The organism is Actinomadura sp. WMMB 499 (assembly GCF_008824145.1).
Taxonomy (GTDB): domain Bacteria; phylum Actinomycetota; class Actinomycetes; order Streptosporangiales; family Streptosporangiaceae; genus Spirillospora.
In genome coordinates, this window is record NZ_CP044407.1 from 295819 (window position 1) to 309078 (window position 13260).

A 13260-nucleotide genomic window follows, 5' to 3' on the forward strand; every position below is an offset into this window, starting at 1 on the left:
CCCGTGAAGGTAGAAGAATGTGCGGTATTTAAGCTTTGGCTTCAGTCATACGTTCGGTTCAGCTCGAACCATCCGTCATTCCCTCGGTCAAGGACGGCCGAAGCACCGATCACGCGTACGGTGTTCGGCGACCGCGATCGTTCGCCGCTGAAAGTTCGGACTGTTCGACCGGCTGCACGTAGTCGTAGACCACCGTGGTCCGCACGTCCACGAACTCCTTGCGCCGCGCCAGCCGGTCGAGCACGAAATCGCGCAGGTACGCGGTGCTCGGCACGGCCACGTGCACCAGGAGATCCTCGTTGCCGGTCACGACGAACACCCCGATCGCCTCGGGCATCGCCGCCATCCCGTCCCGCGCCGACTCGATCGCCTCCCGCGACTGCGGGCGGATCCGGATCGAGATCAGCGCCTGCACGCCGCGTCCGAGCCGCTCCAGGTCGACCGCCGCGTGCACCCCGGTGACGACGCCCCGCGAACGCAGCGCCCGCGTCCGCTCGAGCGCCGTCGACGGCGCCACCCCCACCGCCTCGGCCAGCTCCCGGTTCGTCTGCCGTCCGTCCCGCTGCAGCCGCCGCAGGATCGCCTGATCCACCGCGTCCATGCCGTCCCCTCCGTCCGCGTCCTCGATGCCGAACCTCGCACGCGATATCACGTCCGGACACCTTTTATCCCGAAGGATATTCGGCCACCGTGCGCGCGGACCGGCCGTGCCCCGCCCCCGCGGCGGACGGTGGTTTCGCCGATGCCGGACGCACGGCCGGTGCGGACAATGGCGGTGTACGGCGGAACCCCGGCCATCTAAGCCCGGGTCCGCACGGAATGCACCTCGTGTCCGGTTCCCGAGGGCACGACGGCCGCCACACCGGTGATTTCGCCGATGCGGTGGAGGGCGGCCGTCCGGAGAATGACCGCCCGAGGCAGCGGGCGGCAGTGTCGCCGCCCCGGGATACGAGGGATGAACGTGAGCGGAACTCATCGCGCGGGGGGCCCGCGGCGCGGCCCCGGCCGGCGGGTACGGCAGGCGATGGTGATCACGGGTGCGGCGCTCGCGGTCGTCGCCGGGACGTCGGTCTACGCCATGTCGGCGAGCGGGGGATGCGACGCCGGCGCGGTGACGCTGGACGTGGCGGTGGCGCCCGAGTTGGTGCCGGCGGTGACGCGCACCGGTGAGGACTTCAACGGCAGGGAGCGGCAGGTCGGCGGCAAGTGCGTGCGCGTGTCGGTGCGCGCCGCGGGCCCGGCGGGGGTCGCGGCCCTGCTGTCGGGCCGGATCCCCCCGGGCGCGGGCGTCCGACGGCCGGACGTGTGGGTGCCGGACTCGTCGCTGTGGCTGCGCACGCTCGACGAGCCGCCCGAGCAGGTGGGCGGCCCGCTCGCGCGGTCGCCGCTGGTGGCGGCGGTCCCGCGGGGGCGGGCCGGGGACGTCGAGGCGCCGACGTGGGACGGGTTGCTGCGGGCGTCGCTGCCGGCTACGGAGAGGTCGGGTTCGGACGATCGGCTCGTCCGGCTGACGCTGGCCGATCCGGCGCGGGCGGGCGCCGGCCTGACGGCGCTCCTGCTCGTGCATGCGCGGCTGCACGAGGCGCAGGCGTCGTTCGCGGCGTTCGCGCGGACCGCCCAGGAGAACATGGCCCAGGACGCGCAGGGGGTGTTCGCGTACTTCAAGGAGTCCAGAGAAAGCGTCCTGCCCGTCCTGCTCACGTCGGAGCAGAGCGTCCGGGCCTACAATCGCACGTCCCCGCGGGAACCGGCGGCCGCGGTGTACCCCGGGAGGGCACCCTGTCGCTCGACTACCCGGTCACCCTCGTCAACACGGAGCGGGACGAGGCCGCGCGGCTGTTCGAGGGGCGCTGCGCTCCCCGGAGACGCTGGACGAACTGCGCGCGCTCGGCCTCCGCGACCCGGACGGGACGCCCCCACCGGACTTCGGGGCCGACGAGGGCGTCCGGGCGCAGCAGCCCGCGGAGCTGGCCGCCCCGACGCGCGAGGAGGTGGGGCTGGTCTCGCAGGCCTGGGCGCGGCTCGCGCTCGGGTCCCGGATGCTGTCGGTGCTCGACGTGTCGGGCTCGATGGCCGCGAGGGTGCCGGGGACGGACCTCACGCGGATGCAGGCGATCGCCCAGGCGTCCCAGCAGGGGCTGACGCTGCAGCCGGACAGCACCGAGCTGGGCCAGTGGATCTTCTCGACCCGGATGGACGGGAAGCGGGACTGGCGGGAGACCGTGCCGATCGGACCGCTCGGGGAGCGGATCGGATCGGCGACGCGGCGGCAGCGGGTGCTGAGCACGCTCACGTCGCTGCGGCCGAAGCCGGACGGCGACACGGGCCTCTACGCGACCCTGGTTGCCGCCGTCGACTTCATGCGCCGCACCCACAAGCCCGAGATGATCAACACGGTGCTGGTGTTCACCGACGGCCGCAACGACGACCCCGACGGGCCGTCGCTGGCGGACACCATCGACACGCTGAAGGCGGGCGACGACCCGCAGCGCGCCGTGCAGATCATCGTGATCGGGTTCGGGCCGGACGTCGACACCGGCGAGCTGAAGCAGCTCGCGGACGCCACCCGCGGCAGCGTCTACACGGCGGACGAGCCGGCGGACATCATGCGGATCTTCGGGGAGGCCACGGCCCGGAGGCTGTGCGCTCCCGACTGCTGAGCCCCGGCCGCCGCCTCCCGCCGAGCCCCCGGCCGCCGCCTCGCGCTCCCCGGCGGCCGGGCCCGGACGCGCCGCGGCCCGGCACCCGTGCGGGTGCCGGGCCGCGGCGCGGAATCCGGGGCGTCAGCTGCGGCCCGCGGCCTCCATGTGCTGCTTGACGGCCTCGCGCTTCTGCCGGAGCTTCGCGAGCGCCTCCTCGAGGATGGCCTCGCCGTCCTCGTCGCTGCGGCGCTCCTTCACGTAGGCGAGGTGCGTCTTGTACGGCTCGGTCTTCGGCGGGGCCGGCGGGTTGGCCTCGTCCTGCCCGGCCGGGAACCCGCACCGCGGGCAGTCCCACGTCTCGGGAACCGCGACGTCCGTCGCGAAGCTGGGACGGGTCTCGTGCCGGTTCGCGCAGAAGAAGGTCACCCAGACGCGGGGGGCGGCGTCGCCGCGCTCCGCCTCTCCCATCGGACCGGCCCCGACACGGCTGCCCCGAATCGCGTTGCCACTACCCACGGACTACTCCTCGTTCACTCTGCCGCGGCCGTCCGTGACCTCGGGAGGACGGCACGGCGCTCGTACGGTGGATCAGGCGGCTCAGCCCGCGTCGCCCTTGAACAGCAGCGCCAGCACGACGATCGAGGCGAACCAGATCACCCCGGTGCCGATCGTCAGCCGGTCCAGGTTGCGCTCCACCACCGACGATCCGCCGAGGGACGTCGAGATGCCGCCGCCGAACATGTCGGACAGGCCACCGCCCTTGCCCTTGTGCATCAGGACGAGGACGATCATCAGGAGGCTCGAGAGGATGAGCACGGCGGATGTTGCGATGATCACGGTTCAAGCGCCTTCTCTGGCCGGACCCGCCTGAGCGGGACGTGTCTGCGGTTCAAGGTCGAGGGTCGAGCCGGGCGGTTTACCCGTCCGTCTGAAAGGGTACGACGAACTACCCGCTGGTTCGGCAAGAACCCCCATGTCACGAGGAATTGATCACTTTTGATCAGGCCGGAAGATCCCGGTACCGGCAGATCTTGACGAACTCGCCCGGGTCCAGACTGGCACCTCCGACCAGCGCGCCGTCCACGTCGGCCTGCGACATCAGCCCGGCGACGTTGCTCCCCTTCACCGAGCCGCCGTACAGGACGCGCACCTTGCCCGCCACCTCGCCGTCGTACAGCTCGGCGACGCGGGTGCGGATCGCCGCGCAGACCTCCTGCGCGTCCTCCTTGGTGGCGGTCTCCCCGGTGCCGATCGCCCAGACCGGCTCGTAGGCGATCACGAGCGTCTCCACCTGGTCGGCGGGGATCTTCTCCAGGCCCCCGTCCACCTGCGCGAGGACGTGCGCGACGTGCTCGCCCGCCTTGCGGACGTCCAGGCCCTCCCCCACGCACAGGATCGGCGTGAGCTCGGCCGCGAGCGCGGCCCTGGCCTTGGCGTTGACGACGGCGTCGTCCTCGGCGTGGTACTGGCGCCGCTCGGAGTGCCCGACGACCGCGTAGGTGCAGCCGAGCTTGGCGAGCATCGACCCGGCGATCTCCCCGGTGTAGGCGCCGGACGCGTGCTGCGACACGTCCTGCGCCCCGTAGGCGATCCCGAGCTTGTCGGCGTCGACGAGGGTCTGCACCGACCGGATAGCGGTGAACGGCGGGATGACCGCGACGTCCACGGCGTCGTGGTCGGCCTCCTTGAGCGCGAACGCCAGCTTCTGGACGAGCGCGATCGCCTCGAGGTGGTTGTTGTTCATCTTCCAGTTGCCCGCCATCAGCGGCTTGCGGGAAGGTGCGGCGGCTGCCATCGGTCAGTCCTCCAGTGCCTGCAGGCCGGGGAGCGTCTTGCCCTCGAGGTACTCGAGGCTCGCGCCGCCACCGGTCGAGATGTGCGAGAAGGCGTTCTCGTCGAAGCCGAGCCGCCGGACGGCCGCGGCGGAGTCCCCGCCGCCGACCACGGTGAACGCGCCGGAGTCCAGGAGGCCCTGCGCGACGGCGCGGGTGCCGTGCGCGTAGGGCTCCATCTCGAACACGCCCATGGGGCCGTTCCAGAACACCGTCCCGGCGCCCGCCAGCCGGGACGCGAACAGCTTGCCGGACTCGGGCCCGATGTCGAGGCCGAGCCGGTCCGCGGGGATCGCGTCGGCCGCGACGACGTCGTGCTCGGCGTCCGCGGCGAACGCGGTCGCGGCGACGACGTCCACCGGCAGGACGAACTCCACTCCGCTCTCCTCGGCGCGCCGCAGGTAGTCGCGGACGGTGCCGAGCTGGTCCTCCTCCAGGAGGCTCCGCCCGACCTCGTGGCCCTGCGCCTTGAGGAACGTGAACACCATGCCGCCGCCGATGAGGATGCGGTCGGCCTTGCCGAGCAGGTTGTCGATCACGCCGAGCTTGTCGGAGACCTTGGAGCCGCCCAGGACGACCGCGTAGGGCCGGGCGACGTCCGCGGTGAGGCGGCGCAGCACCGACACCTCGGCGTCGATCAGCTCGCCCGCCGCGTGCGGCAGCCGGGCCGGGACGTCGAAGACGCTGGCGTGCTTGCGGTGCACGGCGCCGAACCCGTCGCCGACGTAGGCGTCGGCGAGCGCGGCGAGCTCGTCGGCGAACTTCCCGCGCTCGGCGTCGTCCTTGCTGGTCTCGCCCGCCTCGAAGCGCAGGTTCTCCAGCAGCGCGACGTCGCCGTCGCCGAGCTCGCCCACGGCGGTGCGGGCGGACCCGCCGACGACGTCGTCGGCGAACACGACGCGGGTGCCCAGCAGCTCGCCGAGCCGGGCCGCGACGGGCTCCAGCGAGAACTCGGGCTTCACTGCGCCCTTCGGGCGGCCGAGGTGCGCGCAGACGACGACGCGGGCGCCCCGCGACCGCAGCCGCATGATCGTCGGCAGCGCCGCCCGGATCCGTCCGTCGTCGGTGATCCGCCCGTCCTCCAGCGGGACGTTCAGGTCGGCGCGGACGAGCACCTGCCGTCCGGCGACGTCGAGATCGTCAATGGTGCGCATCGGGATGCGGTGTCCTTCCGGATACGGCCCCGCCGTGGCCGCGCGCGTCGCGCGGCCACGGCGGGAAAGACGGTGTCAAGGACGCGCGGTCAGAGCTGCGCGCCGACGAGCTTGACGAGGTCGACGAGGCGGTTGGAGTAGCCCCACTCGTTGTCGTACCAGCCGACGACCTTGACCTGGTCGCCGATGATCTTCGTCAGGCCGGCGTCGAAGATGCAGGACGCCGGGTCGGTGACGATGTCGGCCGAGACGATCGGGTCCTCGGTGTAGGTCAGGTAGCCCTTGAGCGGGCCCTCGGCGGCGGCCTTGAACGCGGCGTTGACCTCGTCGGCCGTCGCCTCGCGGGACAGCTTGGCGGTCAGGTCGGTGGCCGAGCCGGTCGGCACCGGGACGCGCAGCGCGTAGCCGTCCAGCTTGCCGTTCAGCTCCGGCATCACCAGGCCGATCGCCTTGGCGGCGCCGGTGGAGGTCGGGACGACGTTCAGCGCGGCGGCGCGGGAGCGGCGCAGGTCGCCGTGCGGCGCGTCCTGCAGGTTCTGGTCCTGCGTGTACGCGTGGATCGTCGTCATCAGGCCCTTCTCGATGACGAAGTTGTCGTGCAGGACCTTCGCCAGCGGGGCCAGGCAGTTCGTGGTGCAGGACGCGTTGGAGATGACGGTGTGGGCCGCCGGGTCGTACTTGTCCTCGTTCACGCCCAGAACGACGGTGAGGTCCTCGTTCTTGGCGGGCGCCGAGATGATGACCTTCTTCGCGCCGTTGTCGGCGTGCACCTTGGCCTTGGTCGCGTCGGTGAAGAAACCGGTGGACTCGACGACGACGTCGACGTCGCCCCACTTGATGTTGGCGGGGTCGCGCTCGGCGAACGCCTTGATCGTCTTGTCGCCGACGACGATCTCGTCGGCCGTCGCGTGCACGTCCTCGGGGAAGCGGCCGAGGATGCTGTCGTACTTCAGCAGGTGGGCGAGCGTGGCGTTGTCGGTCAGGTCGTTGACCGCCACGATCTCGATGTCGGCCCCGCTCGCCTTCACGGCGCGGAAGAAGTTGCGGCCGATCCGGCCGAACCCGTTGATGCCTACTCGGATGGTCACGGAACGGCTCTCCTCGTACGTCAATCGCCCGGCGCGTCGTCCAGGACGGTTACGGTCGGTGCGGGGATCTCCACGCGAAACCCACGGGCGTCTCCCCGCCCCCGACCCTATCCAATGACTCGCCGGTTTCCCGACACCGGTCGCAGGGGAAACGCGGGGTGACCGTACCTCCCTCGCCCGGGGGAGCACGCTCTCACCGCCGGAAGTCCGTCCGGTCGATCACGCGGCGGTCCACGCCCGTCCGTTTGTCGGCTATTTGGCGGCCGGTATGCCTTTTATCGGTCCGGCCCCTAAGATCTCTTGCCATGCTGCGGATCGCGTTCACGCTGATGACCGCGGTGCTGCTCGCCCTCATGGCGCCGGCCGCGGTGCGCGCCGACCCCGCCGATCCCGCCGGGCGGGCGTCCGCCGACGGGCTGCGGGCCGACCGGATCGCCCGGGCGCTGCGCGAGAACCCCGTGTACGTCACCGACCACCTGCTCCGCGCCGTCACACCGGACACCGGGGCGCGCATCGCGCGGATCCTCGACCGGCTCGACGTTCCCTACTACGTCGCGCTCGTCCCGTCGTCGCTGAACGGCCCCGTAGACCAGGAGAGCTTCGCCGCGCTGCTGCACGACCGGGTGAACCGTCCCGGGCTCTACATCGTGATGGACGACGACGGCGGGGCCGCGCAGATGTTCGGCGGCGGGCGGTCGATCCCGGCGAAGGCCGCGTGGCGGTCGGCCGAGTCCCGGCTGGCCTCCGATGCCGGGGCGGTGGCGCTGGTGGAGACGTTCGTCCAGGTCATCGGGGACGGCACCGCCGGACAGTACCTCCCGGCCGACCAGCGGCCGAAGTCGCAGACCCGTATCCGGCTCGACCGGCGGGAACGGCAGGAGGCCGCCGCGGCCGACACCGAGCGGACGGCGCGGATCGCCGGCTCGGCACTCGGGGCCGTCGCCGTGTTCGGGCTGCTGGCCGGGTGGGGACGGGCACGCGCGCGCCGCCGCGGCGCGGCACCGAAGGGCGGCGGCCGATGAGGACGACGCACCGCCGCACCACCGGGCTGCCGGGCGCCCTCGCCGCGGCCGTCCTCGCCCTGCCCCTGCTCGCCTCGGCCGCGAGCGCCGATCCGGACGACCCGCTGACGCGCCTGCCCGACCACGGCTACGCCCGCGTGGACCGGATCGGCGCGGCGCTCGCCCGCGACCCCGTCTTCGTCGACCCCGACCTCCCGACGGCGCTTCCCGGCCAGGACCTCGCGCGGGTCCGGCGGGCGGTCCGGGACGCCGCCGCGGACCTGGGCGTCCCGGTCCAGGTGATCGTGACCCCCAACCCGTCGGAGTCGGAGTCGCAGGGGCAGGGCACCCTGCTCGCCCGGCTTCTCCGGGAACGCACCGGCAAGGACGGCCTGTACCTCGTGGCGAACGACCGCGGGTACATCGACTTCGTCGCCTTCGGCGTCCCGCGCCGGTTCTCGGCGATGGGCTACGAGTACGACCGCGCACCCGAGCCGGACCGGCTCGCCGGGCTGGGCCAGCGGATCGTCAACGAGATCGGCGAGGTGCGTAACCTGCCCGCCGCCGACTCCCCGCAGAACCGCCGCGCCTACGGGCGACTCGACGCGTTCGGCGAGGAGGACCGCCCCCTGCGCGACGTCGAACCCGAACCCGCGGGGCCGTTCCTGCTGGGCCTGCTCCTCATCGGCCCGCTGACCGGCGGCGTCCTGTACGGCTGCGTCCGGCTGGTCCTGTGGCGGCGGCGCGGCGACCGCGCCCCGTCCGGCCCGAGCGCCGGGGCCGGTCGGCCGTCCCGGCCAAGCCGAGCCTGCGGCGGCTCCGGAGCATCGCCGACGACGACCTGGGGGCGCTGCGCGCGGCGCTCGCGAACGCGCCGGACCGCAACGGGACGGACGGGCGGCGGGCGACCGCGGCGTTCGACGCGGCGCAGCTCCTGTTCGACGAGTCCGGCTCCGATCCCGGCGGCGCCCACGACCTGGTCGTGGTCATCGTCCTCGCCCGGGAGGGACTGGCTGCGCTGGCCGGGAAGGAGCCGGCGCCGCCCTGCTTCGTCAATCCGCTGCACGGCCCGGCCACGGGACGGCGGCGGATCCGCGCCGTGAACGGGCGCCGGCAGCGGCGCGTGTGCGAGGTGTGCGCCACCGCGGAACACGAGCGCCTCAAGGGGCTCACCCTGCAGATCCCCCTGCCCGGCGGGCACGTCCCCCACCACTCCCGGTCCGGCCCCTGGACCGACGTCGAGTACGGCGCGCGCGCTCCCCTCGCCGCGAGAGTCCTCATCCACCTGGAAGTCGAGTCATGACCGCGCCCTCCCCCGGCGAGCGGATCGCCGCCGCCCTGCGCCGCTCGCCGCTGCACGTCGACCCGTCGCTCGCGTCGGCGCTCCCCGCGGACCGGCGGCGGCGGATCCTGGACGAGCTGGCGCGGCAGCCGCAGCCGACGTACATCATCCTCGTGCCGATCATCGCGGGCGGCACCTGGCAGGACCCGGAGCAGCTCGCCGCCGTCGTCCAATCCCGACTCGGCCGCGGCGGCGTCTTCGTCACCCTCGGCGAGTACACCGACACCCTGCACAGCCGGCTGCTGCCCGGCGATCCCGGGGACGAGCGGGGCACGGCGGTGCGCCGGTCCGCCCTCGCGGTCTCGCTCGACCCGGACTTCCGCGACGCGTCGCTCGCCGACCGGCTCGACCGCGTCCTGGAGCTGCTGCGCACCGGCGAGGGCGACGCGGAGTACCGGCGGCAGTCCGCGGCGCTCCGGGAGCGCACCCGGTCGCGGTCCGCCGAGGCCCGGCCGGAGGCCGGGGAGGGCGCTGCCGACGACGGCGGAGCCCTGCTGCCCGCACTGGGCGGCGCCGGGGTCGCGGCCGCGGCCGTCGGCGGGTTCCTGCTCTGGCGGCACCGCCGGATCGCGGCGGTGGCCCGGGCGCGCGGAACCGCCGGCGAGGCGCTGCTGCTGCCGCGCGCCGTGTTCGCGACGGCGGACCGCGCCACCCGCGACGAGCTGCACGCCCAGGCGTCCGCCGAGGTCATCGCGTTCGGCGAGCTGCTGGACGGCACCGACGTCCCCGGCACCGACCCCGCGGTCCGCGACCTGCTGGCCCGCGCGCTGGACGCCTACTCGGCCGCCGGGAAGGTGCTCGACGGCGCGCGCGGCGTCCCCGACCTGGCGGGCGTGCTGGTGCTGGTCGACCAAGGGCGCGACGCGCTCGCCTCGGCCCGTTCCCTCGCCGCCGGCGGGCCGGAGATCCCGCCCGAACCGCTGTGCTTCTTCAACCCCCTGCACGGCGACGCCGCCGTCCGGCTCACCTGGCGCCCGCCCGGCAGCCGCCGCAGCCTGCGGGTGCGGTCCTGCCGGGAGTGCGCCCGCACCGCGAAGGACCACGGCACCCCGAAGTACCTGCTGGACGAGCGCGACGGCCGTCCCGTGCCCTACTTCGAGGCGGCCCCCGAGTCGAGCGTGTGGGCCGCGACGGGATACGGCCAGCTCCGCGGCGACCTGATCGAGCGGATCCTGCGCGGCGACCGCGACCGCGAACACTGACGGCCCCCGGCCGCGGGTCCCGGGGCGCGGCGGCCGGCGGGACGCGTCAGGGCGCGAGCATGTCGGCGGTGAGGTTCGCCTCGGTGCCGGGGACGCCCTGGTCACTCGCGCGCTTGTCCGCCATGGCCAGCAGACGCCTTATACGGCCGGCGATCGCGTCCTTCGTCAGCGGCGGGTCGGCGAGCTGGCCCAGCTCCTCCAGGGACGCCTGCTTGTGCTCGAGCCGCAGCCGCCCGGCGTTCACCAGGTGCTCGGGCGCGTCGTCGCCGAGGATCTCCAGCGCGCGCGCCACCCGCGCGCCCGCCGCGACGGCCGCGCGAGCGGACCGCCGCAGGTTCGCGTCGTCGAAGTTCGCGAGCCGGTTGGCGGTGGCGCGCACCTCCCGGCGCATCCGCCGCTCCTCCCACTGCAGGACGGCGCCGTGCGCGCCGAGCCTGGTCAGCAGCGCGCTGATCGCGTCGCCGTCGCGGACGACGACGCGGTCCACGCCGCGGACCTCGCGGGCCTTCGCGTGGATCTTGAGCCGGCGGGCGGCGCCGACCAGCGCGAGCGCCGCCTCCGGCCCCGGGCACGTCACCTCCAGCGACATCGAACGTCCCGGTTCGGTCAGCGAGCCGTGCGCGAGGAACGCGCCCCGCCAGGCCGACTCGGCGTCGCAGGCCGCCCCCGCGACCACGTGCCGCGGCAGCCCCCGCACCGGGCGGCCGTTGTTGTCGATCAGGCCCGTCTGCCGCGCGAGCGACTCGCCGTCCCGGAAGACGCGCACCACGTACCGGCTGCCCTTGCGCAGCCCGCTCGGCGCGAGCACCACCACCTCGGAGGTGTGTCCGAACACCTCCGAGATGTCCTTGATGAGCCGCCGCGCGGCCACGTTCGTGTCGATCTCGGCCTCGATCACGATGCGCCCGCTGACCAGGTGCAGACCCCCCGCGAACCGCAGCAGCGTCGAGACCTCCGCCTTGCGGCAGCACGGTTTCAGCACCGTCAGCCTGCTCAGCTCGTCCTTGACCACACCGGTCATCGCCATCTGTTGACCCCTCCCCCTATCGGACTTCCAGCAGTGTGGCCGAAAACGGCCGCGCCGGTCGTCACTCGCTGAATATCTGTACGAAGGCTTGGGCCAGGCGGGCGGGTTCATGACGTGGCGAGCCGTCGTCGGCGGCGACCCCGGCGAGCACGAGCCGCCCGCCGAGCTCCCGGACGGCCTTGTCGAGCGCGTCGGGGTCGTCGACCACGCCGTCGTCGGCCAGGACCACGTCGACCGTCAGATCGGGGGCGTGCGCCTGGAGCACCTCGAGGTGGCGCTGGGGGGAGAAGTCGTCGGTCTCGCCGGGCTGCGGCGCCAGGTTCAGCGCGACGGCACGGCGGGCCTTGGACGAGGTCAGGGCCCGGGCGAGCGCGGGCACCTTCAAATGCGGGAGGACGCTGGTGAACCAGGAGCCGGGCCCGAACACGATCCAGTCGGCGTCCTCGACCGCGGCGATCGTCTCCGGGCAGGCGGGCGGATCGGCGGGCACCAGCGACACCCCGAGCACGGCGCCCGGCGTGCTCGCGCACGCCACCTGGCCGCGCACCTGGCCGATCTCGTCCGGACGGGACGGGTCGGCACCGCGCACGTCGGCGACGATGTCCATCGGGACGGCCGCCATCGGCAGCACCCGCCCGTGCGCGCCCAGCAGCCGCCCCACCCAGTCCAGGCCGGCGACGGTCGAGTCGCTCCCGGCCGAGCCGGCGCCGCCGGGACCGTGCTCGGCGAGCAGCTCCCACAGCGCGACGATCAGCAGGTTCCCGACGGCGTGGTCGTGCAGGTCGCCCTCGCTGCGGAACCGGTGCTGCACGACGTCCCGCCAGGTCTGCCCCCACTCGTCGTCGCCGCACAGCGCGGCGAGCGCCATCCGGAGATCGCCGGGGGCAGTACGCCCAGCTCGCGGCGGAGCCGTCCGCTGGAACCGCCGTCGTCGGCGACCGTGACCACCGCGGTCAGCCGGTCGGTGACGCGGCGCAGCGCCGACAGGGAGGCGTACAGTCCGTGGCCGCCGCCGAGCGCGACGACCTTCGGCCCGAGGGGCTTCACCGTGCCGTTTCTCTCCTCGTCCGGGACCCGCGCCGGGTCACCGCGGCCCGGGCCTCACTCACGGCCGAGATCACGATGGGCGACCTGCACGTCGAGGCCCTCGTCCCGCAGCCGGGCGGCGATCTGTTCCGCCATGGCCACACTACGGTGTTTGCCGCCGGTACATCCCACGGCGAGCGTCACGTAGTGCTTGCCCTCGCGCTCGTACCCGTCGGCGAGCAGCCGCAGGACGTCGGTGTAGGCCTCCAGGAACTCCTTGGCCCCGCGCTGGCCGAGCACGTAGTCGCGGACGGCGACGTCCCGCCCCGTCTTGGGCCGCAGCTCGGGCACCCAGTGCGGGTTCGGCAGGAACCGGCAGTCGACGACCAGGTCGGCGTCCACCGGCAGCCCGTACTTGTACCCGAACGACACCACGGTGGCGCGCAGGCGCGACTCGCCGGTGTCGGTGCCGAAGTAGCCGATGATCTTCGCGCGCAGCTCGTGCACGTTCAGCCCGCTGGTGTCGATCACCAGGTCGGCCTCCGCGCGCACCTCGCGGACCAGCTCCCGCTCCCGCGCGATGCCGTCGACCAGCCGGCCGTCGCCCTGCAGCGGGTGCGGGCGGCGCACGCTCTCGAACCGCCGCACCAGGTCGGCGTCGCCCGCCTCGAGGAACACCACGCGCGGGTGGACGCCGCGCGCCTCCAGCTCGGCGATCGAGGAGTGCAGGTCCTCGGTGAACGCGCGGCTGCGCACGTCCACCACCACCGCGATGCGCGGCACCGCGTCCTTCACCCGGCCGCCGAGGTCGGCCATGGTGGCCAGCAGCCCCGGCGGGAGGTTGTCGACCACGAACCAGTCGAGGTCCTCCAGCGACTTGGCCGCGGTGCTGCGGCCCGCCCCGGACATCCCGGTGACGATGACGATGTCCGGAATCTTGCTCTCG

The 13260-nt window shown here is 73.6% G+C and carries 13 protein-coding genes and 2 pseudogenes; 6 read left to right on the forward strand and 9 right to left on the reverse strand.

From position 1 onward, the window contains the following. Positions 1–109: 109 nt before the first annotated feature. Positions 110–652: an Lrp/AsnC family transcriptional regulator gene (locus tag F7P10_RS01425; protein WP_254716345.1), complete on the reverse strand. Its 543-nt coding sequence runs from the start codon at positions 650–652 to the stop codon at positions 110–112. A gap of 426 nt (positions 653–1078) precedes the next feature. Here F7P10_RS01425 and F7P10_RS45270 point away from each other — a divergent pair. Together F7P10_RS45270 and F7P10_RS01435 are read left to right on the forward strand one after the other, a co-directional pair. After that, positions 1079–1657 (forward strand): annotated as a pseudogene (locus tag F7P10_RS45270) (substrate-binding domain-containing protein); the annotation flags it as partial. Between the two features lie 334 nt (positions 1658–1991). Beyond that, a complete protein-coding gene (locus tag F7P10_RS01435) occupies positions 1992–2660 on the forward strand; it encodes a VWA domain-containing protein (protein ID WP_151007707.1) in 669 nt (222 codons plus the stop codon). Positions 2661–2783: 123 nt separating this feature from the next. Here F7P10_RS01435 and F7P10_RS01440 read toward each other — a convergent pair whose 3' ends face one another. From F7P10_RS01440 to gap, 5 genes are all read right to left on the reverse strand, one after another. After that, positions 2784–3158 (reverse strand): RNA polymerase-binding protein RbpA, encoded by a 375-nt coding sequence (locus F7P10_RS01440; protein WP_151007708.1) that lies wholly within the window; start codon positions 3156–3158, stop codon positions 2784–2786. Between the two features lie 81 nt (positions 3159–3239). Beyond that, positions 3240–3479 carry a preprotein translocase subunit SecG gene (secG, locus tag F7P10_RS01445; RefSeq protein WP_151007709.1) on the reverse strand — a complete coding sequence of 80 codons (240 nt, stop codon included), beginning with the start codon at positions 3477–3479 and terminating at the stop codon, positions 3240–3242. Positions 3480–3642: 163 nt separating this feature from the next. Then, the gene (gene tpiA / locus F7P10_RS01450) at positions 3643–4437 is read right to left on the reverse strand and encodes a triose-phosphate isomerase (RefSeq protein ID WP_151007710.1); all 795 of its coding nucleotides are present in this window, start codon (positions 4435–4437) and stop codon (positions 3643–3645) included. Positions 4438–4440: 3 nt separating this feature from the next. Further along, positions 4441–5628, reverse strand: a complete 1188-nt coding sequence (pgk, locus tag F7P10_RS01455) for a phosphoglycerate kinase (protein WP_151007711.1) — start codon at positions 5626–5628, stop codon at positions 4441–4443. 89 nt (positions 5629–5717) lie between these two features. Next, entirely contained in the window at positions 5718–6716 is a 999-nt protein-coding gene (gap, locus tag F7P10_RS01460) for a type I glyceraldehyde-3-phosphate dehydrogenase (RefSeq protein ID WP_151007712.1), read from the reverse strand. 305 nt (positions 6717–7021) lie between these two features. Between gap and F7P10_RS01465 the strand changes: the two genes are divergently transcribed. From F7P10_RS01465 to F7P10_RS01480, 4 genes are read left to right on the forward strand one after another with little or no spacing between them, the layout of a single operon-like run. After that, positions 7022–7738 (forward strand): hypothetical protein, encoded by a 717-nt coding sequence (locus F7P10_RS01465; protein WP_151007713.1) that lies wholly within the window; start codon positions 7022–7024, stop codon positions 7736–7738. Next, on the forward strand, positions 7735–8820 hold the full coding sequence (locus F7P10_RS01470) for a hypothetical protein (RefSeq protein ID WP_151007714.1): 1086 nt from the start codon (positions 7735–7737) through the stop codon (positions 8818–8820). Before F7P10_RS01465 ends, F7P10_RS01470 begins: the two co-directional genes overlap by 4 nt. Beyond that, entirely contained in the window at positions 8817–9020 is a 204-nt protein-coding gene (locus tag F7P10_RS01475) for a hypothetical protein (RefSeq protein ID WP_151007715.1), read from the forward strand. The genes F7P10_RS01470 and F7P10_RS01475 overlap by 4 nt, the downstream gene beginning before the upstream one ends. Further along, on the forward strand, positions 9017–10261 hold the full coding sequence (locus F7P10_RS01480) for a hypothetical protein (RefSeq protein ID WP_151007716.1): 1245 nt from the start codon (positions 9017–9019) through the stop codon (positions 10259–10261). Before F7P10_RS01475 ends, F7P10_RS01480 begins: the two co-directional genes overlap by 4 nt. Before the next feature lie 46 nt (positions 10262–10307). On the opposite strand, the gene whiA is transcribed toward F7P10_RS01480, so the two are convergent. The 3 genes and pseudogenes from whiA to rapZ all read right to left on the reverse strand — a co-directional run bounded on the left by whiA (position 10308) and on the right by rapZ (position 13223). After that, the gene (gene whiA, locus F7P10_RS01485; protein ID WP_151007717.1) at positions 10308–11288 is read right to left on the reverse strand and encodes a DNA-binding protein WhiA; all 981 of its coding nucleotides are present in this window, start codon (positions 11286–11288) and stop codon (positions 10308–10310) included. Between the two features lie 61 nt (positions 11289–11349). After that, positions 11350–12335, reverse strand: a pseudogene (gene yvcK / locus F7P10_RS01490) (uridine diphosphate-N-acetylglucosamine-binding protein YvcK). Between the two features lie 54 nt (positions 12336–12389). Beyond that, positions 12390–13223: an RNase adapter RapZ gene (gene rapZ / locus F7P10_RS01495; protein ID WP_254716873.1), complete on the reverse strand. Its 834-nt coding sequence runs from the start codon at positions 13221–13223 to the stop codon at positions 12390–12392. Positions 13224–13260 lie beyond the last annotated feature (37 nt).

What these genes read in the sequence shown, in the direction of transcription:
- rapZ (WP_254716873.1), bottom strand. Translation starts at nt 13,223, where the DNA reads ATGTCCGGGGCGGGCCGCAGCACCGCGGCCAAGTCGCTGGAGGACCTC.
- tpiA (WP_151007710.1), bottom strand. Translation starts at nt 4,437, where the DNA reads ATGGCAGCCGCCGCACCTTCCCGCAAGCCGCTGATGGCGGGCAACTGG.
- whiA (WP_151007717.1), bottom strand. Translation starts at nt 11,288, where the DNA reads ATGGCGATGACCGGTGTGGTCAAGGACGAGCTGAGCAGGCTGACGGTG.
- F7P10_RS01470 (WP_151007714.1), top strand. Translation starts at nt 7,735, where the DNA reads ATGAGGACGACGCACCGCCGCACCACCGGGCTGCCGGGCGCCCTCGCC.
- pgk (WP_151007711.1), bottom strand. Translation starts at nt 5,628, where the DNA reads ATGCGCACCATTGACGATCTCGACGTCGCCGGACGGCAGGTGCTCGTC.
- F7P10_RS01465 (WP_151007713.1), top strand. Translation starts at nt 7,022, where the DNA reads ATGCTGCGGATCGCGTTCACGCTGATGACCGCGGTGCTGCTCGCCCTC.
- F7P10_RS01480 (WP_151007716.1), top strand. Translation starts at nt 9,017, where the DNA reads ATGACCGCGCCCTCCCCCGGCGAGCGGATCGCCGCCGCCCTGCGCCGC.